We start from the raw sequence: 26,064 nt of genomic DNA, 5'->3' as shown, positions 1-26,064 counted from the left end.
ATCAATCAAGCGGTTGGCCAAGCCAGTAGGCCCGGGCGGCGGCGACATCCGCGTCGATCGCCGTCTTCAGCGCCTCCAGGGAGGCGAAACGCTGCTCATCACGCAGCTTGTGGTGGAATTCCACCGTCAGGCGCTGGCCATACAGATCGCCAGCGAAATCCAGCAGATGCACCTCCAGGTGCGGGCTGCCGTCCCCTTGTACCGTCGGGCGCTGGCCGATATTGCCAACGCCGTGAAAATGCCGTGCGCCATCGCGCACGCTGACCAGAAACACCCCACGCAGCGGTGGCTTACGGCGCTTGAGCTGCACGTTGGCAGTCGGCGTGCCGAGCTGACGCGCCAGCTTCTGGCCATGCAGCACACGCCCGGCCAGAGCATAGGGGCGGCCCAGCAGGCGCTCGGCCACCTCTAGCTCACCGGCCTGCAAGGCCTCACGCACACGGGTGCTGCTGATCCGTTCGCCATCCAGCTCAACGGTCAGCGCCGCCTCGACGCTGAAACCATGGCGCTCACCAGCCTCGACCAGGAAGGCGAAATCGCCGGTGCGACCGGCGCCGAAGCGGAAGTCGTCACCGACTTCCAGATGCTTCACGTGCAGACCATCCACCAGCACCTGGCGCACGAACTCGTCCGCCGACAGCTCGCGCAAGCGGCGATTGAAGGCCAGGCACAGCACCCGATCCACGCCCTGTGCCGCGAGCAGCTCGAGCTTCTCGCGCAAGCGAGTCAGGCGCGCCGGGGCGCTGTCCGGGGCGAAGAACTCACGCGGCTGCGGCTCGAAGATCACCACGCAGCTCGGCACACCGAGCTCAATCGAACGCTCGCGCAGACGCGCCAGGATTGCCTGGTGACCACGGTGCACGCCATCGAAATTGCCGATGGTGGCAACGCATCCCTGGGTGAGGGGTAGCAGATTGTGGAGACCTCGAACCAGCTGCATAGCGCGCTTCTTGCTTACAAAGTGGTCGATTATACGCACAGCCGCCGGGCGGTGACAGGCGAAGCCATCGCCATCAGCGCACCGCGCGACGGGCGAAATCCCGCGGACGGAAGCCAAGCAGCGCGAGCATGGCGAAATAGGCCAGTGCACCGGAGGCCACCAGCACGCCGAGACGCAGCAGGCGCCAGAACATGTCGCCCTCCGCCCAGGCCGGCATCTGCTCCATGACCAGCAGCAGCACCCCAACCATGACCGCAACCGCCAGCAGCAGCTTGCCGAGGAACTTCAACCAGCCCAGTTGCGGCATATAGATGCGCTTGCGACACAGCTGCCAATAGAGCAGCCCGGCATTGAGGCAGCCCGCCAGGCTGATCGACAGGGCAAGCCCCGCGTGCTGCAGCTCGAAGACGAAAACGAACAGCGCATTCATCGCCTGGGTCGCCAGCAGGCTGACGATGGCGATGCGCACCGGCGTCTTGATGTTCTGCTGGGCATAGAAGCCAGGAGCCAGAATCTTCACCAGGATCAGCGGCAATAGGCCGACCGAGTAGGCAATCAGCGCCCGCTCGGCCATCAGCGCGTCGAAGGCAGTGAACTTGCCGTACTGGAACAGCGAGACCACCAGCGGCTCGGCGATGATCGCCAGAGCCAGGGTGCAAGGCAGCGCCAGCAGGAAGCACAGGCGCAGCCCCCAATCGAGCAGCTTCGAATATTCATCGCGATCGGCACTGGCGTAGGTCTTGGCCAGCGCAGGCAAAAGAATGGTACCGAGCGCCACGCCGAGCACGCCGGAAGGCAGCTCCATCAGGCGGTCGGCGTAATACATCCAGGACACCGAGCCCGCTACCAGGAAGGAGGCGAAGATGGTGTTGATGATCAGCGAGATCTGACTCACCGAGACGCCGAAGATCGCCGGCCCCATCTGTTTGAGCACGCGCCACACGCCGGTATCGCGCAAACTCAGGCGCGGCAGCACCAGCATACCGACGCGTTTCAACGCCGGCAGCTGCCAGAGCAGCTGCGCCAGCCCCCCCACCAGCACCGCCCAGCCCAGCGCCATGATCGGTGGATCGAAGAAGGGCGCGAGCCAGACGGCGAACACGATCATGCTGACGTTCAGCAGAGTCGGCACGAAGGCCGGCACCGAGAAACGGTTCCAGGTATTGAGCACCGCCCCGACCAGAGACGACAGCGAGATCAGCAAGATATAGGGGAAGGTCACCCGCAGCAGATCGGTCGTCAGATCAAAACGCTCGGCATCGTCGGCGAAGCCCGGGGCGCTGATCCAGACGATCCAGGGCGCTGCGAGGATGCCCAGCAGAGTGACCAGCGCCAGCACCAGGCTCAGCAGGCCGGCGACATAGGCCAGGAAAGTGCGCGTCGCCTCCTCGCCCTGCTGCGTCTTGTACTCGGCGAGAATCGGCACGAAGGCCTGAGAGAAGGCACCCTCGGCGAAGATGCGGCGCAGCAGGTTGGGCAACTTGAAGGCGACGACGAAGGCGTCCGAAGCCACCCCGGCACCGAAGGTTCGTGCGATGATAGTGTCGCGAACGAAGCCCAGCACGCGGGAAAGCATGGTCAGAGAGCTGACGGCGGCCAGGGATTTGAGCAGATTCATGGAGTCTCGGCGCTACAAGGAGCCGGCGCAGGGGCTCGGCTGACGAAGGCGACGAGTGTAACCAGCCGCCATCGGTCAGGCCAGCACACCGAGGCACTTATGCACTTGACATGTGCTTTCCGCATCGGCATGATTCGCGGCCTTATTTGTTTGCTATCCCCTAGTTTTCGAGGAGCTTGACGGTGGCCAATACACCTTCTGCCAAAAAACGCGCCAAACAGGCTGAGAAGCGTCGTAGCCATAACGCCAGCCTGCGCTCCATGGTTCGTACCTACATCAAAAACGTGGTCAAGGCTATCGACGCCAAAGACCTCGCCAAGGCACAAACCGCTTACACCCTGGCTGTTCCGGTCATCGACCGCATGGCTGACAAAGGCATCATCCACAAGAACAAGGCAGCTCGTCACAAGAGCCGCCTGAACGGCCACATCAAGGCAATGGCTACCGCCGCCTGATTGGTTGAGCTCTTGAAAAACCGGCTCTAGGGCCGGTTTTTTATTGCCCGCGATTTGACCAAGCGAATATCGCAGACAGAAAAAAGCCGGAGCATGCTCCGGCTTTTTTGCTTACTGCGCCGCCCAGGGCAGGATCGGAATAGCCGTCACCGCATTCTGCGGACTGCCTTCGATCACCCTGTCGCTGTACACCAGATAGACCAGGGTATTGCGCTTCTGATCGAAGAACCGCACCACCTGCATGGTCTTGAACACCAGCGAGGTGCGCTCCTTGAACACTTCCTCGCCATCCTTGAGCTTGCCAACGAAGCGAACCGGACCAACCTGGCGGCAGGCAATGGAGGCTTCGGCGCGATCCTCAGCCAAACCCAGGCCACCCTTGACCCCTCCGGTCTTGGCTCGCGACAGGTAGCAGGTCACACCCTCCACCTTGGGGTCATCGAAGGCCTCGACCACGATCTTGTCGTTCGGGCCGACCCACTTGAACACGGTGGAGACCTCGCCGATCTCCTCAGCCTGCGCCACCAGCGGCAAGGCCGCGCACAAAACCAGCAATCCCTTGATGATGCGCATCGCGCAACCTCCTCAGACCAGAATCAGGTTATCCCGATGCACCAGCTCCGGCTCATCGACGTAGCCAAGCAGCTTCTCGATGGCATCGGAGGACTGACCAACAATCTTCTGCGCCTCTAGAGCACTGTAGTTGGCCAGACCGCGCGCAACCTCGCGACCATCAGGCCCGACACACACCACCATCTCACCGCGACGGAAACTGCCCTGCACCTCGCGCACACCAACCGGCAACAGGCTCTTGCGATCAGCTGTCAGCGCCTTGACCGCACCCGCATCCAGCACCAGAGTGCCGCGGGTCTGCAGATGCCCCGCCAACCATTGCTTGCGCGCCGCCAACAGGCCGCGCTCAGGCGCCAGCAGAGTGCCGAGGCGCTCGCCCACCTTGAGGCGATCCAGTACGCGCTCGATACGCCCACCCACAATCACGGTATGCGCACCGGAGCGCGCCGCCAGACGCGCCGCACGCAGCTTGGTCTGCATGCCACCGCGCCCCAGAGCACCACCGGTACCGCCAGCCACCGCATCCAGCGACGGATCATCGGCGCGCGCCTCGAAGATCAACTGGGCATCGGGATTGTGGCGCGGGTCCGCATCGAACATGCCGTCGCGATCGGTGAGGATCACCAGCAGATCAGCCTCCACCAGGTTCGCCACCAGAGCAGCCAGGGTGTCGTTGTCGCCGAAGCGGATCTCGTCGGTGACGACGGTGTCGTTTTCGTTGATCACCGGCACCACGCCCAGATCGACCAAGGTGCGCAGGGTGCTACGGGCATTCAGGTAGCGCTTGCGATCGGAGAGATCATCGTGAGTCAGCAGCACCTGAGCCGTGTGCTTGCCATGCTCGGCAAAGCTGGACTCCCAGGCCTGCACCAGCACCATCTGCCCGATGGCCGCCGCCGCCTGCAACTCATGCATGGCACTCGGTCTGGCCGCCCAACCCAGGCGACTCATGCCCGCCGCCACGGCGCCGGAAGACACCAGCACCAGCTCGACGCCCGCCTCGCGCAGCGCCACCATCTGCTCGACCCACACCGCCATGGCGGAACGATCCAACCCACGACCATCGGCAGTCAGCAGCGCGCTTCCGATCTTCACCACCCAGCGCTGCGCGCCGGTCACCTTGTCCCGCATGATGCCCTCTGCATTCAAGCCAATCAGCAAAACGCCGCTGTGAAAGCGGCGCTGCAAGATACCCAGTCTCAGTCCCGAACGTAAATGATCTCGGGACCGTCTTCGTCATCCTCGAAGTCGTCCCAGTCATCATCTTCGCCCACATCGTCGACGCTCTTCAGACCCGCCTTACGCAGAGCTCGCTTGTCATCCAGCGCCTGCAGACGAGCACGCGCCTCGTCCTCGATGCGACGATCCAGATCGGCCAGCTCGGCAGCGAAGTCTGCCTCTTCCTCGATGCGCACAGCCCGCTCGTCCATGTAGCGCATGATGGCCTGGCTCAGCGCCTCGGTACCTTCACGCTCCAGGGCGGAAATGACGAAGACCGGCCCCTGCCAACCCAGGCGCTCGACTACCGCACGCATGCGCTCCTCGCGCTCGTCGTCGAGCAGTTGGTCCGCCTTGTTCAGTACCAGCCAACGCTCGCGCTCGGCCAGCGCCGGGCTGAATTTCTCCAGCTCGCCAATGATGACCTCGGCCGCATCGGCCGGATCACTCTCATCCAGCGGCGCCATGTCCACCAGATGCAGGAGCAGACGGGTACGCGCCAGGTGCTTGAGGAAGCGGATACCCAGACCGGCACCTTCGGAAGCACCCTCGATCAGACCCGGTATGTCGGCGATCACGAAACTCTTGTAGCGCCCGACACTGACCACACCCAGGTTCGGCACCAGGGTAGTGAAGGGATAGTCGGCAACCTTCGGCTTGGCCGCAGACACCGAGCGAATGAAGGTGCTCTTGCCGGCATTCGGCAGACCGAGCAGACCGACATCCGCCAACACCTTGAGCTCCAGCTTGAGATCGCGCTGCTCGCCCGGCTTGCCCGGCGTAGTCTGGCGCGGCGCGCGGTTGGTACTGGACTTGAAGCGCGTGTTGCCCAGGCCGTGCCAGCCACCTTGAGCCACCATCAGCCGCTGACCAGCCTTGGTCAGGTCACCGATGACCTCCTGGGTCGCCGCATCGATCACCGTGGTACCGACCGGCACCGGCAGGATCAGGTCCTCGCCCTTGGCACCGGTACACTCGGTACTGCCGCCCTTCTCACCATTCTGCGCATTGAAGCGACGGGTGTAACGGTAGTCCACCAGGGTATTGAGGTTCTCGTCGGCCTCGAGGAACACCGAGCCGCCGTCACCGCCGTCGCCGCCGTTGGGGCCACCCTTCTCGATGAACTTCTCACGACGGAAGCTCATCATGCCGTTACCGCCGTCGCCGGCTTTTACAAATATCGAAACTTCGTCGACGAATTTCATCGGGTCGCCTCCCACCACGACGGCGGGCTAGTTAACTCAGGAATACAGGATACACAGAAACAAAAAAGCCCCGTCGCGAGACAGGGCTTTTTCAGCAAGCTCGGACTTAGGCAGTCACGACGCTCACGTAACGGCGACCGAAGGCGCCCTTCACTTCAAACTTAACCACGCCGTCGACTTTCGCGAACAGGGTATGGTCTTTACCCATGCCAACGCCGTAGCCAGCGTGGAATTGGGTACCGCGCTGACGCACGATGATGTTGCCGGCTTTGATAACCTGGCTGCCATACATCTTCACGCCAAGGCGTTTACTTTCTGAGTCGCGGCCGTTACGAGTACTACCGCCAGCTTTTTTGTGTGCCATGAGTCATAGCTCCTAAAAAGGGATCAGGCCTGAATGCCGGTGATCTTGATTTCGGTGAACCACTGACGGTGACCCTGACGCTTCATGTGGTGCTTACGACGGCGGAACTTGATGATAGTCACTTTGTCGTGACGGCCTTGGGAGACCACCTCAGCAACAACCTTGGCACCATCAACCACCGGAGCGCCGATTTTCACGTCGTCACCGTTGCCAACCAGCAGAACGCGGTCGAAAGTCACGGATTCGCCGGTGGCGACTTCCAGCTTCTCAACCTTGAGGAATTCACCTTCGGCGACTTTGTATTGCTTGCCACCGGTAACAATTACTGCGTACATGGATTTTTCTCCGTTAAACCTGCTCACCCGACTCTTTATAGGAAGAGTTATTGGCCGGCATGGCTGCATGGGGCCGGACTGACACCCGTGCAATTGCGTAAGGCAGGGAGTTGCCCATAGAAGTTTGGGGCCGCGATTGTACGGAAACCGCCGTCGCGAGGCAAGCCCCGCCAGGCCTCGCCTTGACAGCCCCTAACCCGCCCCCTAGCATGCCGCGCAGCCCGGTCGGCCACGCCCGACCCGACTTTCGCCGCCTCCCGCCCGGGAGCGCCGCCCGATTCAGGAGCTCCCCTCACCCATGCAAGCCCAGGCCTTCCAAAGCGTGGTCGCGGACGATTTCGTCGCCGTCGACGGCATTATCCGCCAACAGCTGAAGTCCCGTGTGCCTCTGGTAGAGAAGATCGGCGACTACATCATCTCTGCCGGCGGCAAGCGTCTGCGCCCGTTGCTGGTGCTGCTCAGCGGCAAGGCCCTGGGCTATCAGGCCGACGACCTGCGCCTGCTGGCCGCCACCATCGAATTCCTGCACACCGCCACCCTGCTGCATGACGACGTGGTCGACATGTCCGGCATGCGTCGCGGCCGTGCCACCGCCAACGCGCAGTGGGGCAACGCCCCGAGCGTGCTGGTCGGCGACTTCCTCTATTCGCGCTCCTTCGAGATGATGGTCGAACTCGGCTCCATGCCGGTCATGAAGATCCTCTCCCACGCCACCCGCGTGATCGCCGAGGGCGAGGTGCTGCAGCTGTCCAAGGTGCGCGACGCGAGCACCACCGAGGAGACCTACATGGAGGTCATCCGCGGCAAGACCGCCATGCTGTTCGAAGCCTCAACCCATAGCGCCGCGGCGCTTGCTGGCGCTTCCGAAGGCCAGCGTGATGCCCTGCAGCGCTTCGGCGACCACCTCGGCATCGCCTTCCAGCTGGTCGACGACCTGCTCGACTACCAGGGCGACGCCACCACCCTGGGCAAGAACGTTGGCGACGATCTGGCCGAAGGCAAGCCGACCCTGCCACTGATCTACACCATGCGCGAAGGCAGCGCCGAGCAGGCCGCCCTGGTCCGCACTGCCATCCAGAAGGGTGGCATCGAAGACCTGGAAAGCATCCGCGCCGCCGTTCAGGCCTCTGGCTCCCTGGACTACACCGCGCGCCTGGCACGCGAGCATGCCGAGCAGGCGATTGCTTGCCTCGATGCCCTACCCAGCAACGTCTACCGCGACGCGCTGGTCGAGCTGAGCCGCTTCGCCGTCGCCCGCACTCACTGAGTCGCCGCGAAATCCAGAAGCCCGTCCTCGTGACGGGCTTTTTGTTTTTGCCGACAAGAGACGATTGGCACTTGCTATTTTGATAATAGGAATTATTCTCATCTCATAGTTATTCAAAGGAGATGAGCCATGACCTATCTGATCGACGCCTGGCTGGATCGCCCCCACCCCTATCTGCGCATCCTCAATCGCGAGACCGGCGAGGTCTGCGCCGTGCTGCACGAGGACGCCATCTGTGAGCTGCGCGAGCAGGGTGATCTAGATCTACACGACTTCGGCTCCAGCGAGCCGGGTGTACTCAAGGAGCTGGTGCGCGGGCTGTTCCTGTTCTGCTATGCGCGGGCGCTGAGGCCCCAGGGCGAGCTGCACTGAGCGACGCGCGACGGGAGCGGCCAACGGCGGCCGCCTCGTCGGCAAACCCGACGCCAGGACGGCATCGGGAGAGACCGGGAGCACAGGCGCTCCCACGGATGCCCGGCGCGATCAGGACGACCGCCTGGGCATCTCCTTTACAGGATGTCGAGCAGCTCGACGTCGAACACCAGCACGCTGTGCGGCGGAATGCTGCCGGCGGCCTGGCCACCGTAGGCCAGCTCGCTCGGTACGTGCAGGCGCCACTTGCTGCCAGTGTTCATCAGCTGCAGAGCCTCGACCCAACCGGCGATCACACCACCCACTGGGAATTCGGCCGGCTGGCCACGCTCGTAGGAGCTGTCGAACACAGTGCCGTCGATCAGGGTGCCGTGGTAGTGAGTACGCACGTGGTCCTCGCGGGACGGCTTGGCGCCCTCGCCCGCCACCAGCACTTCGTACTGCAGGCCGGACTCCAGCACGGTCACGCCATCACGCTTGGCGTTCTCGACCAGATATTCGCGACCTGCCGCAGCGGCTTTCTCGGCCTTGGCAGCGGCTTCGGCCTGCATGACTTCACGGATCACGCGGAAGCTGGCATTCAGCTCCTCGGCGGACACCTGGCTCGGCTCGCCATTGAAGGCATCACGCAGGCCGGCCACGATGGCCTCCAGGCTGGCACCGGGCGGCGGGTTGTCGCGCAGCTGGTCGCCCAATTGGCGGCCGATGCCGTAGCTCACACGGGTTTCGTCAGTAGACAGATTGAGTTCGGACATCGCCGTGCTCCAGATGGGGGTCGAAAAAGGCCGGCCAGACTAGCACAGCCATCCACAAACGAAACCGCCCGGGCGTCTTGCAACGGCCGGGCGGCGAATACGGCGTGAATCTCAGTCGTGCTTGGTCAGCTTGTCCAGGTAACCCATGGCGAAGGCCGAGACCACGAACGCCATATGGATGATCACGTACCACATCAGGTGGTCGGGATTAACGTTCTGCGCATCCATGAAGATCTTCAGCAGATGGATCGAGGAGATCGCCACGATGGAGGCAGCCACCTTCATCTTCAGCGAGCCTGAGTCCATCTTGCCCAGCCAGCTGAGCTTCTCCTTGCCTTCATCGATGTCCAGTTGGGAAACGAAGTTCTCGTAACCCGAGATCATCACCATCACCAGCAGGCCACCGACCAGCGCCATGTCGATCAGCGACAGAATCACCAGAATCAGGTCAGCCTCCGCCATGGCAAAGACGTTCGGCAGGATGTGGAAGATTTCCTGAAAGAACTTCAGCACCAGAGCCAGCAGGCCCAGCGACAGGCCGAAGTAGATGGGGGCCAGCAGCCAGCGCGAGGCGTACATCGCGTTCTCGATAAAGCGTTCCATGTTGTCTCGTCGAGTAGAGGGAAAACAGGCCGCGAGTATACCCAGCCAGGCATGACGGGCAAGGCGACAAGCGTTGCGGATTTTTTATCCCCGCTTACTGTGGATAACCTTGTGGGCAGGCGCGGGAACGATGGCTGCACACCTCTGCTTGCGGGCGAGCGCTACAGGTTGGGCAAAAACCGCTCAGCTTTCCGGGCGGAACTGATAATCGCCGAGCCGCCGCCTGCGTTCGCCGTTGAGCTTGCGCAGCTCGGCCTGCAGGTGCAGGCGCCAGATCATCGGCTCGGTACAGGGCTCATAGCCCTGTACGGCCAGGCACTGGGCGATCGAGTCGAGCACAGCTTCTGCCACGAAAGGCCCGTGGAATGGGCCCTGCGCCTTGATTGCCGAAGGTTGTGCCGCCGACATGCCGGCGGCACACAGCAGCGTCCACAGTCCTCGCTCGCCGGCCAGCGGGCGAATCTCGCACTCGATACGGGTGATCAGGCCGAGGCACTGACGGGTGAGACAGAGGCTGCGCGGCATGACGGCGATCCTCGCAAGGTCTGGCTTCAGACTACACCTCGTGGCGCCGCTTCGGAAAGGCAAAAGTTATCCCCGCGCACTGTGGATAACTCTGTGGATTGAGCGGGGGAAAAACCGTAGCGGCAGCGCCCGCCGTGGGCGCCGCCGGAATGGGTAACGACTGACCAGTTGTCGCCGTTACTCCTTGGCCGCTTTCGGTGCCGGTTTGGCGCGCGTCTTCACTTCCTTGATCTTCGGCTCCTTGTCCTTCTCGTCCTCCTCCAGGCCCATTTCGGCGATGCTGCGCAGACGCTCTACCACCCGCGCGTTGACGCTGCCCTTGGGGAACTGGCCCTTGGCGTCCGGCGCTCCGGCAGGCTCGCCCAGCAGCAAGCCGAGGGCCTCGTCGACATGGCGCACGGCGTAGACATGGAACTGGCCATTGCGTACCGCCTGCAACACGCGCTCGTCGAGCATCAGGTTGCTGACGTTGGAATGCGGGATGATCACGCCCTGCTCACCAGTCAAGCCCCGGGCCTCGCAGAGGCGGAAGAAGCCCTCGATCTTCTCGTTGACCCCACCGACCGCCTGCACCTCGCCGAACTGGTTGATAGAACCGGTGATGGCGAAGCACTGCTTGAGCGGCGTGCGCGACAGCGCCGAGATCAGGGTGCAGACCTCGCCCAGCGAGGCGCTGTCCCCATCGACATAGCCGTAGGACTGCTCCAGGGCGATGCTCGCCGAGATCTCCAGCGGGAACTCCTGGGCGTAACGGCTGCCGAGGAAGCCGGTGAGGATCATCACCCCCTTGGAGTGGATCGACTGGCCCAGGCTGACCTCGCGCTCGATGTCGACGATGCCGCTGCCGCCCGGATAGACGGTGGCAGAGATGCGCGCCGGTACGCCAAAGGCCGAGTCACCGACCTGCAGCACGGTGAGGCCGTTGCACTTGCCGATGGCCTCGCCGGCGCTGTCGATCAGGATGATGCCGGCCAGCATGTCGTCGATGATGCGCGCCGAGACCCGCCCGGTACGGTCCGACTTGGCCTTGAGCGCGCGCTCGATGTGGCCGACATCGGTGATCGCGTCACCGGCCAGCTGGCGCACGAAGTCGGCCTCGCTGACCAGCTGGAACAGGTCACCAATGCGCGCCGACAGGCGCCCCTGGTGCTCGGCCAGGCGCGCGCTGTAAGTGGCCAGGCGCGCCACTGCCGCTGCGGTCAGCGACGCCAGGCCCTCCTCCGAGGTACGTGTCTTGAGCAGTTGAGCGAACTGTTCGAGGCTGTCGTCGCCGACGGCGATCTCCTCGTCGAAGTCGACCAGCACGCGGAACATTTCCTGGAAGTCGGAATCCAGGTCCTGCAGCGTGTAGTACAGCTGGCGCGAGCCGATGATGATGACCTTGAGCTGCAGCGGGATCATCTGCGGGGTCAGGGTCACCGTGGCGATGCGACCGAGGTCGCCCAGCGGCGATTCCATCTTCAGCTGGCGCGAATGCAGGGCACGTTTGAGCGCATCCCAGACGAAGGGCTCGCTGAGCAGCTTCTCTGCCTCGACGATCAGGTAGCCGCCGTTGGCGCGGTGCAGCGCGCCGGGGCGCAGCTGGCGATAGCTGGTGTAGAGCGCGCCCTGGTCGGTGCTGTACTCGATGCGGCCGAACAGGTTGTCGTAGGTCGGATGCGACTCGAACACCACCGGCGCACCACCGTCGACATGGTGGCCGACCACCAGGCTGGGGCTGTATTGCTCCTCGAGCATCTCGCGGCGCTGCAGGTCCGGTTTGTCATCCAGCAACTGGTCGACCACGGTGCGCAGCAGGTTGACCTGCACCGCCTGCAGGTAGGCGCAGACGCCGGCGTTCTCCGCATACTGCGCCGACATTGGCGACAGCAGCGGCTGCAGGGCCAGGGTGATGGTCTCCTCGTTGAGTTGGCGCAGCTGGTTGCTGGTCTCGCGCTTCCACTGCGGCAAGCTGGCCAGCTCTTCGTTGAGGCGTTCTTCCAGCGCGGAGATGTCGTCGTGGAAGCGTTCGCGCTCGGCTTCCGGCAGCTGGGCAAAGTCCGCCTCGTCCAGGGCCTTGCCATCCTTCATCGGGGTGAAGGCGATATTGGTGCTGTCGCGGTACAGCGCCACGTCCTTCTCCAGCGCCAGCTTCTCGATCAGGTCCAGCGCCTTGTCGTAACGCTGGTTGAAGACGCGGTCGATGGCGCTCTTCTTCTGCTGATAGGTAGGCGTCTCGAATACCGCCGGGAAGGTCGCCAGCAGGTTGTCGATCAGGTGACCGATATCGGCGATGAAGGCCGCCGCGGTACCGGGCGGCAACTCCAGAGCGCGCGGCTCGCGCGATTCCTCGAAATGGTTGACATAGACCCGGTCCACCGGCGTGGCCTGGCGCTTGGCCTCGGCCTTGAGATAACGCTGCACGAAGGAGAAGCGACCGGTGCCCGGCTCGCCCATGACATACACGTTGTAGCCCGGGCGCGGCATGGCCACGCCGAACTGCAGGGCCTCGACGGCGCGTTCCTGGCCGAGCACACCACGGAAGGGCTCGAGGTCATCGGTGGTGGTGAAGTTGAACTGGTCGGGGGCGCAGGGGCGGGTCAGGGCATCGGGCGCCAGACGCAGGCTGGCAGCGAAGGATTCGGGCATCGGAAGTCCTTATCGAAGCGGTCTAGCCGCGAGGTGACTCCATAATGGCGCTGCCCCGGCGCCGCTGGCAAGGCGCCGTTCAGAGCGGCGCGCGATCGGCACAGGCGAGGCAGAATTCCGCCGCCGGCAGGGCCTGCAGCCGCGCTGGCTCGATCATTTCACCGCAGCGCTGGCACGTACCGTAACTGCCGTCGGCCAGGCGCAGACGCGCCAATCCGACCAGTCGCAGGCCCGCCTCGGCCTCCACCAGCAGGGCATTCAGCACCTCGTCATTCTGCCGCTCGCCGGCCTGTTCGGCGAAATCAGCGCTGCGCTGCAGACCGAGGTCGTGGCGGATGGCATTGGCGCGGCGGCTGTACTCGTCATACAGCCCATCCAGAGCGGCTCGGGGATCGAAGCTGGTCATGGCGAAGCTCCTGGTGGCCTTTCTTTCAGTGTGGCCCCGATTGCCCGCGGCGTACTGACTCCGATCAAGCCTTGCACACCAGAAGCAGCGGCAACCTGAGCGGCCCGCGAGCAGTGCTTTCCGACGGTGGAATAAATGGCGCCCATGAAAAAGGCCGCCAGATGGCGGCCTTCGGGCAGCGCGTGGGATCAGACCACGCCCTGGGCTAGCATGGCGTCGGCAACCTTCACGAAGCCGGCGATGTTGGCGCCCTTCACGTAGTTGATCCGGCCATTCTCCTCGCCATGCGTCACGCATGCGTGGTGGATGCTCTGCATGATGCCGTGCAGGCGCTGGTCCACCTCACCGGCGGTCCAGTGCAGGCGCATGGCGTTCTGGCTCATCTCCAGGCCGCTGGTGGCCACGCCGCCGGCGTTAGACGCCTTGCCCGGCGCATAGAGGATGCCGGCCTCGATGAACAGGTCGACGGCCTCCAGGGTCGACGGCATGTTGGCGCCTTCGGCGACGCAGATGCAGCCGTTGCGCAGCAGCGTGCGGGCATCGTCGGCGCCCAGCTCGTTCTGGGTGGCGCAGGGCAGCGCGATGTCGCACACGAGATTCCACGGGCGCTGGCCAACCAGGAACTGCAGGCCGAAATGCGCGGCCATCTCACTGATGCGGCCACGGCGCACGTTCTTCAGGTCCATCAGGTACTGCCACTGCTCATCGGTCAGGCCCGCCTCGGCGAACAGGGTGCCTTCGGAGTCGGACAGCGAGATGACCTTGCCGCCCAGCTCCATGACCTTCTGCGCGGCGTACTGGGCGACGTTACCCGAGCCGGAGATCGCCACGCGCTGGCCGTCGAAGCTGCGCCCCTGGCGCTTGAGCATTTCCTCGGCGAAGTACACGCAGCCATAGCCGGTGGCTTCCGGACGAATCAGGCTGCCACCGTAGGTCAGCCCCTTGCCGGTGAGCACGGAGGTGAACTCGTTGGCCAGGCGCTTGTACTGGCCGAACATGTAGCCGATCTCGCGTGCACCCACCCCGATGTCGCCCGCAGGCACGTCGAGATCGGCGCCGACATGGCGATACAGCTCGCTCATGAAGGACTGGCAGAAGCGCATCACCTCACCGTCGCTGCGGCCCTTTGGATCGAAGTCCGAACCGCCCTTGCCGCCGCCCATGGGCAGCGAGGTCAGCGAGTTCTTGAATACCTGCTCGAAGGCCAGGAACTTGAGTACACCCAGGTTCACCGACGGATGGAAGCGCAGACCGCCCTTGTACGGGCCGATGGCGCTGCTCATCTGCACGCGGAAACCGCGATTGACCTGGACCTGGCCACGATCATCGACCCACGGCACGCGGAACAGGATGGCGCGCTCGGGCTCGACGATACGCTCGACGATACCCGCCTCCACATAATGCGGATTGGCTTCGAGGAAGGGCCACAGGGAACGCAGCACCTCTTCCACCGCCTGGTGGAACTCGGGCTGATCGGGATCACGCTGCTTGAGGCGCGAGAGGAAAGCATCGACGGACTGGATCATGAAACACCCGCACTGGTTCGATATTTCAGGGGGCGAGACTCTAACAATCGAAATTGCACCAATAAAGAACAAAATGACGCCTTTATGAAACTTTTTGGTGCAAAATCATAAATCCAAGGGCTTAACCCATAAAAAATGGGGCCGAAGCCCCATTCTTTTTTGCACCAACTCAGCGCATCACGCGGTCATTGGGCCAGCTTCTTGTAGCGCACGCGATGCGGCTGCGCAGCGGCATCGCCCAGGCGTTTCTTGCGATCGGCTTCGTACTCGGTGTAGTTGCCCTCGAAGAACTCGATGTGCGAGTCATCCTCGTACGCCAGGATGTGGGTGGCCACGCGGTCCAGGAACCAACGATCGTGAGAGATCACGATGGCGGCGCCAGGGAAGTCGAGCAGCGCCTCTTCCAGCGAACGCAGGGTTTCCACGTCGAGGTCGTTGGACGGTTCGTCGAGCAGCAGCACGTTGGCGCCCTGCTTCAGGGTCAGGGCCAGATGCAGACGGCCGCGCTCACCACCGGAGAGGTCCTTGACGAACTTCTGCTGGTCGCCGCCCTTGAAGTTGAAGCGCCCGACGTAGCCGCGCGACGGAACTTCGTAGTTGCCAATCTTGATCATGTCGAAGCCGTCGGACACGGCTTCCCACACGGTCTTGCTGCCGTCCAGGTCGTCGCGGCTCTGGTCGACGCAGGCCAGCTGCACGGTATCGCCCAGCTCGATGCTGCCGGAATCCGGGGTTTCCTTGCCCATCAGCATGCGGAACAGGGTCGACTTACCGGCGCCGTTACCGCCGATCACGCCGACGATGGCGCCTTTCGGGATGCTGAACGACAGGTTGTCGATCAGCACGCGGTCGCCGTAGCCCTTGGTGACGTTGACGAAGTCGATGACCTTGTCGCCCAGGCGCGGACCAGCCGGGATGTAGATCTCGTTGGTCTCAGCGCGCTTCTGGAACTCCTGCGACTGCATTTCTTCGAAACGCTGCAGACGGGCCTTGGACTTGGACTGGCGGGCCTTGGCGCCTTTGCGCACCCACTCCAGCTCGTCCTTCATGGCCTTCTCGTGGGCCGACTGCTGCTTGGACTCCTGGGCCAGACGGTCGGACTTGGCCTCCAGCCAGCCGGAGTAGTTGCCTTCGTACGGGATGCCGGCGCCGCGGTCGAGTTCGAGGATCCAGCCGGCGACGTTGTCGAGGAAGTAACGGTCGTGGGTGATCGCCACCACGGTGCCCGGGAAGTCGTGCAGGAAGTGCTCCAGCCAGGCCACCGAGTCGGCGTCCAGGTGGTTGGTCGGTTCGTCCAGCAGCAGCATGTCGGGGGCCGACAGCAGCAGGCGGCACAGCGCCACGCGGCGCTTCTCGCCACCGGACAGGTGCTCGATGCGCGCATCCCAGGCTGGCAGGCGCAGGGCGTCAGCGGCGACTTCCAGCTGGCGCTCCAGGTTGTGGCCATCGCTGGCCTGCAGGATGGCTTCCAGCTTGGCCTGCTCGGCGGCCAGGGCGTCGAAGTCGGCGTCCGGCTCGGCGTAGGCGGCGTACACCTCGTCCAGGCGGGCCTGGGCCTGCTTGATCTGGCCTACGGCCTCCTCGACGATCTCGCGCACGCTCTTGCTGGCGTCGAGCTGCGGCTCCTGCGGCAGGTAGCCGACGTTGATGCCGGGCATGGCGCGTGCTTCGCCGTCGAACTCGGTGTCGACGCCGGCCATGATGCGCAGCAGGGTCGATTTACCGGCACCGTTCAGGCCGAGCACGCCGATCTTGGCGCCCGGGAAGAACGACAGGGAGATGTTCTTGAGGATTTCCCGCTTCGGCGGCACGACCTTGCCGAGCCGATGCATGGTGTAGACGTATTGAGCCATGGATGACCTTGGTGCTTTATAGCTGGGGGATATGAAGAGGGAAGCGTGCCGCCAACCTGTGCGGCGGGGCTAAACTCTGGGCAAGGGAGCATGATAGCTCCGCGCGCCCACGCGTGTGCGGCAAAGCTACCGGAATGCACCCTGCGGGGCAAACCGGGCGATGGACAGTAATGGCACTCTGCCGCTTTTCCGGGCATGCTATTTGATTGTTCCGCCCGCTCCTTGCCTCCTTCGGCAGCCTTATCAGCAGGGTTAAACGCTTGCCCCTATCGCGCTCCTCCTCCCCCGCCAGCAACGACCCGCTCGTCAGGTCAGCGCGCGGCTCGCTGAAAGGCATCCTGGCGCTGCTGGTAGCGCTGATGCTCGGTCTGCTGCTGTGGCAGCTGCAGCAGGAGGTGAGCAACCAGGAACAGAACGAACGCCAGCGCCACCTGGACCACGCCAGCCAGCTCAGCGACTACCTGAGCCTGGCCATGCGCATGAAGGCCGAGGCCGGACAGGCCTTTCTCGCCAGCAATGCCCCGCAACCGCTGGACGCCATCGCCCAGCGGGAGATGCTGATGCACCTGCGTGGCGTCTTCCCGGCCCTGCACAGCCTGGCCTGGTTCGATGCCAATGGCCGCGAGCTGAGCGACAGCCGGCCCGACATACAAGACAGCACGCCGTTCACCACCGATCGTCCCTACCACTTCTTCCTGGCCGACAAGCTGATCCAGCTCGACCTGCCGCGCCCCGATGGCAGCGGCGGCTGGCGTCTGCGTCTGACCAGCGAGGCGCTGTACAACTGGCTGCCGTCGCAGTCCAAGCAACTGCCCTGGATGCTGCAGGATGCGCGCAGCAAACAGGTGCTGCTGCGCCAACCGCGCGACGACAGCGCCGCGGGCTTCGGCACCAGCGAGCTGGCCAACGGCATCGCCGCCCTGCCACTGGCGCGGAGCGACTGGCAGCTGGTGCCACTGTTCGATGCTGCGGCCCTACGCGCCGAGATGCTGCCGCGCCAGGCCAGCAAGCTGCTGCTGTTCATCCTCTGTGGCGCGCTGGCCCTGCTCGCCCTGTTCGGCCTGCTGCGCGAACAGAGCCGCCTGCGCGCCTACCACGCCCTGTCGCGGCGCTCGATGGAGGACGCCATCGGCGCCCTGGGCGCGATCGACGAGCGAGTCCTGGTCACCCAGCCGGACGGCCATATCAGCTACCTCAACCCCCGCGCCGAGCGCATGTTCGGCCTGGACCTAGCCACCGCCAGCGAGATGCATGTGCTGGAGCTGTTGCCGGCCCTGGCGCCCTGGCTGGAGAGCGCCTTCCACGAACAGACCGAACCGGTCGAGGTGCTGCTGGACGGCGAACGCCGCCTGTTCGACGTCACCTGCCACGCGCTCTACACCGACAACCCCGAGCCGAGCCGCGCCTGGGTCCTGCGCGACGTCACCGAGCAGCACCAGGCCCTGCGCGTGCTGCAGGACACCCGCCGGCGCTACCAGGACATTTTCGAGGGCAGCGGCGTGGCCCTCTGCGTACTCGATCTCTCCGAACTCAAGGGCTTCCTCGAGTCCCAGGACCTGCAGCACAGCAGCCAGCTGCTGCCCTGGCTGGCCGAGGACGAGGCGCGCAATGCCGCGCTGCTGCGCTGCATCCGCATCAGCGAAGTGAACAAGGTCGCCCTGCAGCTGCTCGGCGTGGATGGCCCGCAACACCTCTGGGAACACCTGATCGGCTCGGCGCCGCTGCGCCAGGGCGGCGCCCGCCATGCGCTGGTCAGCGCCCTGCTCGATGGCGACCACGACATGATGGTCGAGAGCCGCATGCACACGCCGCAGGGCCATGAGCGCTACCTGTGGCTCAACCTGCAGTTCCCGCAGAGCCGCGAAGAGCTGCATGCGGTGACCCTCAGCGTGCACGACATAACCAGCCGCAAGCGCGTGGAGCTGTCGCTGGTGGAGCGCGAACGCTTCTGGTCCGATGTGCTGCGCGCCGTGCCGGATACCCTCTACGTGCACGACATGAGCACCATGCGGGTGATGTTCAGCAACAACCGCCTGGGCCCGGACCTGGGCTACAGCAAGGAAGAGATGTTCCGCCTCGGCGACCGCCTGTGGGAGAAGATCCTCCACCCGGACGACGTCGAGCTGTACCAGCGCATGCGCAACCTGCAGAAGGTGGTCGGCGAAGGCCAGCTGCTGCAGTTCCAGCTGCGCTGGCGCCATCGCAACGGCAGCTGGCACTGGTTCGATGTGCGCGAGCATGCGCTGAACCGTGACCGCCACGGCCGAGTCAGCCGCCTGATCGGCGTGGCCAAGGACATCACCGGCGAGATCGCCGCCCAGGCCAGCCTGCGCGACAGCGAGCGGCGCTACCGGATGCTGGCCGAGGGCATCAGCGACCTGATCCTGTCGAGCAACAGCGAGATGCAGCTCAACTACGTCAGCCCGTCGGCCGAGACCTTCTTCGGCTACAGCCCCGAGTGGTTCCTGGAGCACGGCGTGCTCAGCGCGGTCAGCAACTCGCGGCAGCTGAACGGCGTGCTGCAGCTGATGGCCGAGCTGCGCAGCTCGCTCGCCGACCACGACAAGCTGCTGGGCCTGCAGGAGCGCCTGGCGGGCAAGCCCTTCGTCGTCGACTGCCTGCGCGCCGACGGGCGCAAGATCACCGTGGAAATGCGCCTGTCGCTGATGTGGGACGAGCAGGAGCACTTCGAGGGCGTGCTCGGCATCGGCCGCGACATCACCCAGCAGCGCCGCGCCGAACGCGACCTGCGCATGGCCGCCACGGTATTCGAGCACTCCACCGCAGCCATCCTGGTGACCGACCCGGCCGGCTATATCGTGCGCATCAACGAGACCTTCCAGCGCATCACCGGCTATGCGAGCAAGGAAGTGCTCGACCAGATGCCCGGCATGCTCACCGCCGACCGCCAGCAGGCCGCCCAGCTCAACTACATCGTCAACCAGCTCAACCAGCACGGCAGCTGGGAGGGCGAGCTGTGGCTCAAGCGCAAGGGTGGCGACCAGTTCCCGGCCTGGGTCGGCATCACCGCCGTGCACGACGACGACGGCGACCTGTCCAGCTACGTGTGCTTCTTCAACGACATCAGCGAGCGCAAGGCCAGCGAGCAACGCATCCACCGCCTGGCCTACTACGACGCCCTGACCCTGCTGCCCAACCGCACCCTGTTCCAGGATCGCCTGCACACCGCCCTGCAGCACGCCGAACGGCATGAGGAATGGGTGGTGCTGATGTTCCTCGACCTCGACCGCTTCAAGCCGATCAACGACTCCCTCGGCCACGCCGCCGGCGACCGCATGCTCAAGGACGTGGCCGTGCGCCTGGCTGCCTGCGTCGCCGAGGACGATACCGTGGCGCGCATGGGCGGCGACGAGTTCACCCTGCTGCTGCAACCGCGCAACACCCGCGCCGGCGCACTGAACCGCGCCATCCACGTGGCCGAGCAGATCCTCGCCAGCCTGGCCCAGCCATTCGTGCTGCAGGGCCGCGAGTTCTTCGTCACCGCCTCCATCGGCATCGCCCTGGCGCCGCAGGACGGCAACGAGCTGAGCCAACTGATGAAGAACGCCGACACGGCGATGTACCACGCCAAGGAACGCGGCAAGAACAACTTCCAGTTCTACCAGGCGGAGATGAACGCCACCGCCCTGCAGCGCCTGGAGCTGGAAAGCGACCTGCGCCACGCCCTGGAGCAGGGACAGTTCGCTCTCTATTACCAGCCGCAACTGGCCAGCGACGGCAAGCGCCTGACCGGGGTCGAGGCGCTGCTGCGCTGGAACCACCCACGTCGCGGCCTGGTGGCGCCCTACGAATTCATCCCGGTACTCGAAGAGCTGGGCCTGATCGTCCAGGTCGGCGACTGGGTGATCGGCGAGGCCTGCCGCCAGCTCAAGGCCTGGCACGAGGCCAAAGTGCGCGTGCCCAAGGTCTCGGTCAACCTGTCCGCCCGCCAGTTCGGCGACGGCCAGCTGGGCATGCGCATCTCGCGCATCCTCAGCGACAGCGGGCTGCCGCCAGCCTGCCTGGAGCTGGAGCTGACCGAGTCGATCCTGATGCGCGACATCGGCGAGACCCTGCAGATGCTGGCCAGCCTGAAGAAGCTCGGTCTGTGCATCGCAGTGGACGACTTCGGCACCGGCTATAGCTCGCTCAACTACCTCAAGCAGTTCCCCATCGACGTGCTGAAGATCGACCGCAGCTTCGTCGACGGCGTGCCCGGTGGTGAGCAGGACTCGCAGATCGCCCGCGCCATCATCGCCATGGCCCACAGCCTGAACCTGGCGGTGATCGCCGAGGGCGTGGAGACCCAGGAGCAGCTTGATTTCCTGCGCGAACACGGCTGCGACGAGGTGCAGGGCTACCTGTTCGGCAAGCCGATGCCGGCCGAGCAGTTCGAGGCCCAGTTCGGCGGCAACGCCCTGTTCGTCCTGAGCTAGACCGGCCGCGGGCTGCTTGAGGCCCGCTTGTCCGCCACTTGACCGCCTTTCATGTGCCAGGCGGTAGGACATCGGGTAGAATGCGCGCCTTCCTTAGAACCTGTTTACGATCCGCCGCTCGTCGGCCATGGGTCGTCAGACAGACTCTTACTACCGCCCGCTGATAGATCAGGTGACCACCATGTTCAGCCGTGATTTGACCATTGCCCGCTACGATGCCGAACTCTTTGCCGCCATGGAGCAAGAAGCCCAGCGCCAGGAGCATCACATCGAGCTGATCGCCTCCGAGAACTACACCAGCCCGGCGGTGATGGAAGCCCAGGGCAGCGTGCTGACCAACAAATACGCCGAAGGCTATCCGGGCAAGCGCTACTACGGTGGCTGCGAGTACGTCGATATCGTCGAGCAGCTGGCCATCGACCGCGCCAAGGAACTGTTCGGCGCCGACTACGCCAACGTCCAGCCGCACGCCGGTTCCCAGGCCAACGCTGCTGTCTACCTGGCCCTGCTGAGCGCCGGTGACACCATCCTCGGCATGAGCCTGGCCCACGGCGGTCACCTGACCCACGGTGCCTCCGTCTCCTCCTCCGGCAAGCTGTACAACGCCGTGCAGTACGGCATCACCGACGCCGGCCTGATCGACTACGACGAAGTCGAGCGCCTGGCCGTCGAGCACAAGCCGAAGATGATCGTTGCCGGCTTCTCTGCCTACTCGCAGGTCCTGGACTTCGCCCGCTTCCGCGCCATCGCCGACAAGGTCGGTGCCTACCTGTTCGTCGACATGGCCCACGTGGCCGGTCTGGTTGCCGCTGGCGTGTACCCGAACCCGGTACCGTTCGCCGACGTGGTCACCACCACCACCCACAAGACCCTGCGCGGCCCGCGCGGCGGCCTGATCCTCGCTCGCAAGAACGAAGAGATCGAGAAGAAGCTGAACTCCGCCGTCTTCCCGGGCGCCCAGGGTGGCCCGCTGGAGCACGTGATCGCCGCCAAGGCCATCTGCTTCAAGGAAGCCCTGCAGCCCGAGTTCAAGGCCTACCAGCAGCAGGTCGTGAAGAACGCCCAGGCCATGGCCAGCGTATTCATCGAGCGCGGTTTCGATGTCGTCTCCGGCGGCACCCAGAACCACCTGTTCCTGCTCTCCCTGATCAAACAGGACATCACCGGTAAGGACGCCGACGCCGCCCTGGGTCGTGCCTTCATCACCGTGAACAAGAACAGCGTGCCGAACGACCCGCGTTCGCCGTTCGTTACCTCCGGTCTGCGCATCGGTACCCCGGCCGTCACCACTCGTGGCTTCCAGGAAACCGAGTGCAAGGAACTGGCTGGCTGGATCTGCGACATCCTGCAGAACATGGGCGACGAGTCCGTGGTCGACGCAGTACGCGAGAAGGTCAAGGCCGTCTGCGCCAAGCTGCCGGTATACGGCAAGTAAGCGTCAGCGCTGCAATGAAAAAGCCCGGCACACGCCGGGCTTTTTTGTGCGCGCCGTTCGACGCCCGCTCACTCTTTCAGGCCTGGAGGGCAGCGAAACCGGCGCGAATCTCGCCTTCCGGCAGGTCGTCGCCGATGAACACCAGCACGCTCTCGCGCGCCTCTCCTGCTGCCCAGGGCTCGTCCCAGTCGAAGCCGTACAGGCGCAGCACACCCTGGAACACCAGGCGGCGTTCGTCGCCGGCCACGCTGAGCACGCCTTTGTAGCGCAGCAGCGCGTTGCCGTGGCGCTCGAGCAGGTCTTCCATGTAGGCGCTCAGGCGCTCCATATCCAGCGACTGGTCGCTGTGCAGCACCAGCGTGCGAATGCGGTCCGTCGACTGGCCGACCGGCGCCAGCGGGCGCAGCAGCGGTGCGGGAGAGACATCGGCATTGAGGTTGAAGCCGCGGATATCCAGCAGCTCGGCCAGGTCGATGCGACCGTGCTCGACCACCCGCAGCGGCGCACGACGGTTGATCCGCGCCAGGCGCGCGCTCAGCGCCTCGACCTGTTCGGCACTGGCCAGGTCGGTCTTGCTCAGCAGGATGCGGTCGGCGAACCCGACCTGGGCCTGGGCGATGGCCTCCTGCAGGTGACGTTCGGCGTTCACCGCATCGACCAGGGTGACGATGCCGTCGAGCACGTAGCGCTGAGCCAGCTCCTCGTCGGCGAAGAAGGTCTGCGCCACCGGCGCGGGGTCGGCCAGGCCAGTGCACTCGATCACCAGACGGTCGAAGGCCAGTTCGCCGGCATCCAGCTTGTCGAGCAACAGGTACAGGGCCTTTTCCAGCTCGACATGGATCGAGCAGCAGACGCAGCCATTGGCCAGGGTCAGCAGCTCGACCGGCTTGTCGCCGAGCAGCTGGCCGTCGATCGGCGTGTCGCTGAATTCGTTCTCGATGACCGCCAGCTTGAGGCCGTGCTCGGCCTGCAGCATGTGGCGCAGCAGGGTGGTCTTGCCGGCACCGAGGAAGCCGGTGAGCACGGTGACGGGAATGGGTTCGGGATACATCGCGATCTCCAAAATGACACGCGCCACGACTAGGCGTGGCGCGTGGGTAACAACAACCTGCCTCGATAAGCGCAGTAGCTTACCGGGTTCAGCAGCAGCGGATGGGGCGTCCTTTCCCTCCGCCGTAACGAGCTTCCTGGCGTTCGCGGAAGAACGCCTCGTAGCTCATCACCGGCTTATCCGGATGCTTCTTGGCCATGTGCTCCACATAGTTGTCGTAGTCGGGCATGCCTACCAGCATGCGGGCGGCCTGCCCGAGGTACTTACCCATGCGACTCAGGTCGTTGAACATATCAGGCATCCGGAATCGGCTGGAACGGGGTTTCCTTGTCCGTGCGCTCCGGCTTGATCCAGGCGGCGCGGCCGACCTTGATTGCGTAGAACAGCACGCTGAGCACCACGAACAGGAACAGCACCGTCAGCACCGAGTTGGTGTAGGCGTTGAAGATCACGTGCTGCATCTGGCCGATGTCCTTGGCCGGGGCCAGGACCTGACCGGCGTCCAGCGCATCGCTGTACTTCTTGGCCAGGGCAAGGAAGCCGACGGCCGGGTTCGGATCGAGCAGCTTGATCAGGCCGGCGGTGGTGGTGCAGATCAGCAGCCAGCAGGCCGGTACCAGGGTGACCCAGACGTAGCGCTGACGCTTCATCTTGATCAGCACCACGCTGCCGAGCATCAGAGCGATGCCGGCGAGCATCTGGTTGGAGATGCCGAACAGCGGCCACAGGGTATTGATGCCGCCCAGCGGATCGACCACGCCCTGATACAGCAGCCAGCCCCACATCGCCACGCAGCCGGCGGTGGCGATCACGTTGGCGCCCCAGGATTCGGTTTTCTTCAGGGCCGGCACGAAGTTGCCGAGCAGGTCCTGCAGCATGAAGCGACCGGCACGGGTACCGGCATCCACCGCGGTGAGGATGAACAGGGCTTCGAACAGAATGGCGAAGTGGTACCAGAACGCCATGGTGTTCTCGCCCGGCAGCACGCTGTGGAGGATCTGCGCGATACCCACGGCGAGCGTCGGCGCACCGCCGGCACGGGCCAAGATGGTGTGCTCGCCGATGTCCTTGGCCACGGCTTCCAGCGCGTCAGGCGTGATGGCGAAGCCCCAGCTGCTGACGGTGGCGGCCACGGCGGCGGCATCGGAGCCGACCACGGCAGCCGGGCTGTTCATGGCGAAGTACACGCCCGGCTCGATCACCGAGGCGGCGACCATGGCCATGATGGCGACGAACGATTCCATCAGCATGCCGCCGTAGCCGATGTAGCGGGCATGCGACTCGTTGGCCAGCAGCTTGGGCGTGGTGCCCGAGCTGATCAGCGCATGGAAGCCGGACACCGCGCCGCAGGCGATGGTGATGAACAGGAACGGGAACAGGGTGCCCTTCCACACCGGGCCGGTGCCGTCGGTGAACTGGGTCAGCGCCGGCATCTTCAGCTCGGGCATGACCACCAGAATGCCGATGGCCAGGGCGATGATGGTGCCGATCTTGAGGAAGGTCGACAGGTAGTCACGCGGGGCGAGGATCAGCCACACCGGCAGCACGGCGGCAACGAAGCCATAGCCGATCAGCATCCAGGTGATCTGCACGCCGGTGAAGGTGAAGGCCGGGCCCCAGGTCGGGTCCGCGGCTACCTGGCCGCCAGCCCAGATCGAGGCCAGCAGCAGGATCACGCCGATCACCGAGATTTCACCGATGCGCCCCGGGCGGATGTAGCGCATGTACACGCCCATGAACACCGCGATGGGGATGGTCGCCATCACCGTGAACATGCCCCACGGGCTTTCGGCCAGGGCCTTGACCACGATCAGCGAGAGCACCGCGAGGATGATGATCATGATCAGGAAGGCGCCGAACAGGGCGATGGTGCCCGGTATCTGGCCCATCTCCTCGCGCACCAGCTCGCCCAGCGAGCGGCCATTACGACGGGTGGAGATGAACAGGACCATGAAGTCCTGCACCGCACCGGCCAGCACCACGCCGGCGATCAGCCAGAGCGTGCCGGGCAGGTAGCCCATCTGCGCGGCGAGCACCGGGCCGACCAGCGGGCCGGCGCCGGCGATGGCGGCGAAGTGGTGACCGAAGAGGATGTGCTTGTTGGTCGGCACATAGTCCAGACCATCGTTATTAAGCAGCGCCGGGGTAGCGCGGGTCGGGTCCAGCTGCATCACCTTGGTGGCGATGAACAGGCTGTAGTAGCGGTAGGCAACGAGATAGAGGGAGACGGCCGCCACCACTATCCACAACGCGTTGATGGCTTCGCCGCGGCGCAGCGCCACGACACCCAAGGCACAGGCACCCACCACTGCCAGCACTGCCCAGGGCAGGTGGCGCAGCAGGCTATTGTTATTGTTCATGATTACTCCTAACGGAAAGACAGACAGGCTGCCGCTCAAGCTTAGACCCTGGATGGCGTCTGCATTATTCGACCTAGGTCTAGTCCGCAATTTGTATCGCCGCCAGCGGTTACACTTCGCGCTCTTTTCGGCGACCGCC

22 protein-coding genes are annotated in these 26,064 nt (G+C 64.5%); 5 read left to right on the top strand and 17 right to left on the bottom strand.

Annotated elements, in window-relative coordinates:
- Position 1 precedes the first annotated feature (1 nt).
- Together ribF and murJ are read right to left on the bottom strand one after the other, a co-directional pair.
- Positions 2-940, bottom strand: coding sequence for a bifunctional riboflavin kinase/FAD synthetase (gene ribF, locus PTT45_RS17145; RefSeq protein WP_273814872.1), 939 nt, complete (start codon positions 938-940; stop codon positions 2-4).
- A 73-nt stretch (positions 941-1,013) separates the two neighbouring features.
- A complete protein-coding gene (gene murJ / locus PTT45_RS17140; protein WP_273814870.1) occupies positions 1,014-2,558 on the bottom strand; it encodes a murein biosynthesis integral membrane protein MurJ in 1,545 nt (514 codons plus the stop codon).
- Between the two features lie 182 nt (positions 2,559-2,740).
- Here murJ and rpsT point away from each other — a divergent pair, with 182 nt between their 5' ends.
- Positions 2,741-3,013: a 30S ribosomal protein S20 gene (rpsT, locus tag PTT45_RS17135; RefSeq protein WP_273814868.1), complete on the top strand. Its 273-nt coding sequence runs from the start codon at positions 2,741-2,743 to the stop codon at positions 3,011-3,013.
- 111 nt (positions 3,014-3,124) lie between these two features.
- Here the strand turns inward: rpsT and PTT45_RS17130 are convergent, their stop codons facing one another.
- From PTT45_RS17130 to rplU, 5 genes are all read right to left on the bottom strand, one after another.
- On the bottom strand, positions 3,125-3,586 hold the full coding sequence (locus PTT45_RS17130; protein ID WP_273814866.1) for a CreA family protein: 462 nt from the start codon (positions 3,584-3,586) through the stop codon (positions 3,125-3,127).
- A gap of 12 nt (positions 3,587-3,598) precedes the next feature.
- The gene (proB, locus tag PTT45_RS17125) at positions 3,599-4,717 is read right to left on the bottom strand and encodes a glutamate 5-kinase (protein ID WP_273814864.1); all 1,119 of its coding nucleotides are present in this window, start codon (positions 4,715-4,717) and stop codon (positions 3,599-3,601) included.
- Between the two features lie 68 nt (positions 4,718-4,785).
- Positions 4,786-6,009: an Obg family GTPase CgtA gene (cgtA, locus tag PTT45_RS17120; protein WP_273814863.1), complete on the bottom strand. Its 1,224-nt coding sequence runs from the start codon at positions 6,007-6,009 to the stop codon at positions 4,786-4,788.
- Positions 6,010-6,115: 106 nt separating this feature from the next.
- Positions 6,116-6,373 carry a 50S ribosomal protein L27 gene (rpmA, locus tag PTT45_RS17115; protein ID WP_183088944.1) on the bottom strand — a complete coding sequence of 86 codons (258 nt, stop codon included), beginning with the start codon at positions 6,371-6,373 and terminating at the stop codon, positions 6,116-6,118.
- Positions 6,374-6,396: 23 nt separating this feature from the next.
- Positions 6,397-6,708, bottom strand: a complete 312-nt coding sequence (rplU, locus tag PTT45_RS17110) for a 50S ribosomal protein L21 (RefSeq protein WP_043308929.1) — start codon at positions 6,706-6,708, stop codon at positions 6,397-6,399.
- Between the two features lie 298 nt (positions 6,709-7,006).
- Between rplU and PTT45_RS17105 the strand changes: the two genes are divergently transcribed.
- Positions 7,007-7,975: a polyprenyl synthetase family protein gene (locus PTT45_RS17105; protein WP_273814861.1), complete on the top strand. Its 969-nt coding sequence runs from the start codon at positions 7,007-7,009 to the stop codon at positions 7,973-7,975.
- A gap of 129 nt (positions 7,976-8,104) precedes the next feature.
- Entirely contained in the window at positions 8,105-8,347 is a 243-nt protein-coding gene (locus tag PTT45_RS17100) for a PA4570 family protein (protein ID WP_273814859.1), read from the top strand.
- 137 nt (positions 8,348-8,484) lie between these two features.
- Here the strand turns inward: PTT45_RS17100 and PTT45_RS17095 are convergent, their stop codons facing one another.
- The 7 genes from PTT45_RS17095 to ettA form a co-directional block, all read right to left on the bottom strand.
- On the bottom strand, positions 8,485-9,102 hold the full coding sequence (locus tag PTT45_RS17095; protein WP_273814857.1) for an FKBP-type peptidyl-prolyl cis-trans isomerase: 618 nt from the start codon (positions 9,100-9,102) through the stop codon (positions 8,485-8,487).
- Positions 9,103-9,213: 111 nt separating this feature from the next.
- Positions 9,214-9,705 carry a TIGR00645 family protein gene (locus PTT45_RS17090; protein WP_273814856.1) on the bottom strand — a complete coding sequence of 164 codons (492 nt, stop codon included), beginning with the start codon at positions 9,703-9,705 and terminating at the stop codon, positions 9,214-9,216.
- A 183-nt stretch (positions 9,706-9,888) separates the two neighbouring features.
- Positions 9,889-10,230 (bottom strand): PA4575 family protein, encoded by a 342-nt coding sequence (locus PTT45_RS17085; protein WP_273814854.1) that lies wholly within the window; start codon positions 10,228-10,230, stop codon positions 9,889-9,891.
- A 177-nt stretch (positions 10,231-10,407) separates the two neighbouring features.
- Positions 10,408-12,858 (bottom strand): Lon protease family protein, encoded by a 2,451-nt coding sequence (locus PTT45_RS17080; protein WP_273814852.1) that lies wholly within the window; start codon positions 12,856-12,858, stop codon positions 10,408-10,410.
- Positions 12,859-12,937: 79 nt separating this feature from the next.
- Positions 12,938-13,264, bottom strand: coding sequence for a TraR/DksA family transcriptional regulator (locus PTT45_RS17075; RefSeq protein WP_273814851.1), 327 nt, complete (start codon positions 13,262-13,264; stop codon positions 12,938-12,940).
- Between the two features lie 188 nt (positions 13,265-13,452).
- Entirely contained in the window at positions 13,453-14,790 is a 1,338-nt protein-coding gene (gdhA, locus tag PTT45_RS17070) for an NADP-specific glutamate dehydrogenase (RefSeq protein ID WP_273814849.1), read from the bottom strand.
- 185 nt (positions 14,791-14,975) lie between these two features.
- Positions 14,976-16,643, bottom strand: coding sequence for an energy-dependent translational throttle protein EttA (gene ettA, locus PTT45_RS17065; protein ID WP_273814847.1), 1,668 nt, complete (start codon positions 16,641-16,643; stop codon positions 14,976-14,978).
- Positions 16,644-17,002: 359 nt separating this feature from the next.
- On the opposite strand from ettA, the gene PTT45_RS17060 reads away from it, so the two are divergent.
- Complete coding sequence (locus PTT45_RS17060) at positions 17,003-21,079, top strand: sensor domain-containing protein (RefSeq protein ID WP_273815264.1); 4,077 nt, start codon at positions 17,003-17,005, stop codon at positions 21,077-21,079.
- 181 nt (positions 21,080-21,260) lie between these two features.
- A complete protein-coding gene (gene glyA, locus PTT45_RS17055; RefSeq protein ID WP_273814846.1) occupies positions 21,261-22,514 on the top strand; it encodes a serine hydroxymethyltransferase in 1,254 nt (417 codons plus the stop codon).
- 76 nt (positions 22,515-22,590) lie between these two features.
- On the opposite strand, the gene yjiA is transcribed toward glyA, so the two are convergent.
- From yjiA to PTT45_RS17040, 3 genes are all read right to left on the bottom strand, one after another.
- Positions 22,591-23,565: a GTPase gene (gene yjiA, locus PTT45_RS17050; RefSeq protein ID WP_273814845.1), complete on the bottom strand. Its 975-nt coding sequence runs from the start codon at positions 23,563-23,565 to the stop codon at positions 22,591-22,593.
- Positions 23,566-23,653: 88 nt separating this feature from the next.
- A complete protein-coding gene (locus tag PTT45_RS17045; RefSeq protein WP_043308942.1) occupies positions 23,654-23,857 on the bottom strand; it encodes a YbdD/YjiX family protein in 204 nt (67 codons plus the stop codon).
- Position 23,858: 1 nt separating this feature from the next.
- Complete coding sequence (locus PTT45_RS17040; protein ID WP_273814843.1) at positions 23,859-25,925, bottom strand: carbon starvation CstA family protein; 2,067 nt, start codon at positions 25,923-25,925, stop codon at positions 23,859-23,861.
- Positions 25,926-26,064: the final 139 nt, after the last annotated feature.

Source organism: Pseudomonas sp. Gutcm_11s (genome assembly GCF_028649395.1).
Taxonomy (GTDB): Bacteria; Pseudomonadota; Gammaproteobacteria; order Pseudomonadales; family Pseudomonadaceae; genus Aquipseudomonas.
This window is presented reverse-complemented; position numbering and strand designations above follow the sequence as displayed.

What these genes read in the sequence shown, in the direction of transcription:
- PTT45_RS17045 (WP_043308942.1), bottom strand. Translation starts at nt 23,857, where the DNA reads ATGTTCAACGACCTGAGTCGCATGGGTAAGTACCTCGGGCAGGCCGCC.
- ettA (WP_273814847.1), bottom strand. Translation starts at nt 16,643, where the DNA reads ATGGCTCAATACGTCTACACCATGCATCGGCTCGGCAAGGTCGTGCCG.
- glyA (WP_273814846.1), top strand. Translation starts at nt 21,261, where the DNA reads ATGTTCAGCCGTGATTTGACCATTGCCCGCTACGATGCCGAACTCTTT.
- PTT45_RS17060 (WP_273815264.1), top strand. Translation starts at nt 17,003, where the DNA reads ATGCTCGGTCTGCTGCTGTGGCAGCTGCAGCAGGAGGTGAGCAACCAG.
- PTT45_RS17130 (WP_273814866.1), bottom strand. Translation starts at nt 3,586, where the DNA reads ATGCGCATCATCAAGGGATTGCTGGTTTTGTGCGCGGCCTTGCCGCTG.
- PTT45_RS17095 (WP_273814857.1), bottom strand. Translation starts at nt 9,102, where the DNA reads ATGTCCGAACTCAATCTGTCTACTGACGAAACCCGTGTGAGCTACGGC.
- PTT45_RS17075 (WP_273814851.1), bottom strand. Translation starts at nt 13,264, where the DNA reads ATGACCAGCTTCGATCCCCGAGCCGCTCTGGATGGGCTGTATGACGAG.
- PTT45_RS17100 (WP_273814859.1), top strand. Translation starts at nt 8,105, where the DNA reads ATGACCTATCTGATCGACGCCTGGCTGGATCGCCCCCACCCCTATCTG.
- ribF (WP_273814872.1), bottom strand. Translation starts at nt 940, where the DNA reads ATGCAGCTGGTTCGAGGTCTCCACAATCTGCTACCCCTCACCCAGGGA.
- cgtA (WP_273814863.1), bottom strand. Translation starts at nt 6,009, where the DNA reads ATGAAATTCGTCGACGAAGTTTCGATATTTGTAAAAGCCGGCGACGGC.
- proB (WP_273814864.1), bottom strand. Translation starts at nt 4,717, where the DNA reads ATGCGGGACAAGGTGACCGGCGCGCAGCGCTGGGTGGTGAAGATCGGA.
- PTT45_RS17085 (WP_273814854.1), bottom strand. Translation starts at nt 10,230, where the DNA reads ATGCCGCGCAGCCTCTGTCTCACCCGTCAGTGCCTCGGCCTGATCACC.
- PTT45_RS17040 (WP_273814843.1), bottom strand. Translation starts at nt 25,925, where the DNA reads ATGAACAATAACAATAGCCTGCTGCGCCACCTGCCCTGGGCAGTGCTG.
- rplU (WP_043308929.1), bottom strand. Translation starts at nt 6,708, where the DNA reads ATGTACGCAGTAATTGTTACCGGTGGCAAGCAATACAAAGTCGCCGAA.
- rpmA (WP_183088944.1), bottom strand. Translation starts at nt 6,373, where the DNA reads ATGGCACACAAAAAAGCTGGCGGTAGTACTCGTAACGGCCGCGACTCA.
- PTT45_RS17080 (WP_273814852.1), bottom strand. Translation starts at nt 12,858, where the DNA reads ATGCCCGAATCCTTCGCTGCCAGCCTGCGTCTGGCGCCCGATGCCCTG.
- PTT45_RS17090 (WP_273814856.1), bottom strand. Translation starts at nt 9,705, where the DNA reads ATGGAACGCTTTATCGAGAACGCGATGTACGCCTCGCGCTGGCTGCTG.
- PTT45_RS17105 (WP_273814861.1), top strand. Translation starts at nt 7,007, where the DNA reads ATGCAAGCCCAGGCCTTCCAAAGCGTGGTCGCGGACGATTTCGTCGCC.
- yjiA (WP_273814845.1), bottom strand. Translation starts at nt 23,565, where the DNA reads ATGTATCCCGAACCCATTCCCGTCACCGTGCTCACCGGCTTCCTCGGT.
- gdhA (WP_273814849.1), bottom strand. Translation starts at nt 14,790, where the DNA reads ATGATCCAGTCCGTCGATGCTTTCCTCTCGCGCCTCAAGCAGCGTGAT.
- murJ (WP_273814870.1), bottom strand. Translation starts at nt 2,558, where the DNA reads ATGAATCTGCTCAAATCCCTGGCCGCCGTCAGCTCTCTGACCATGCTT.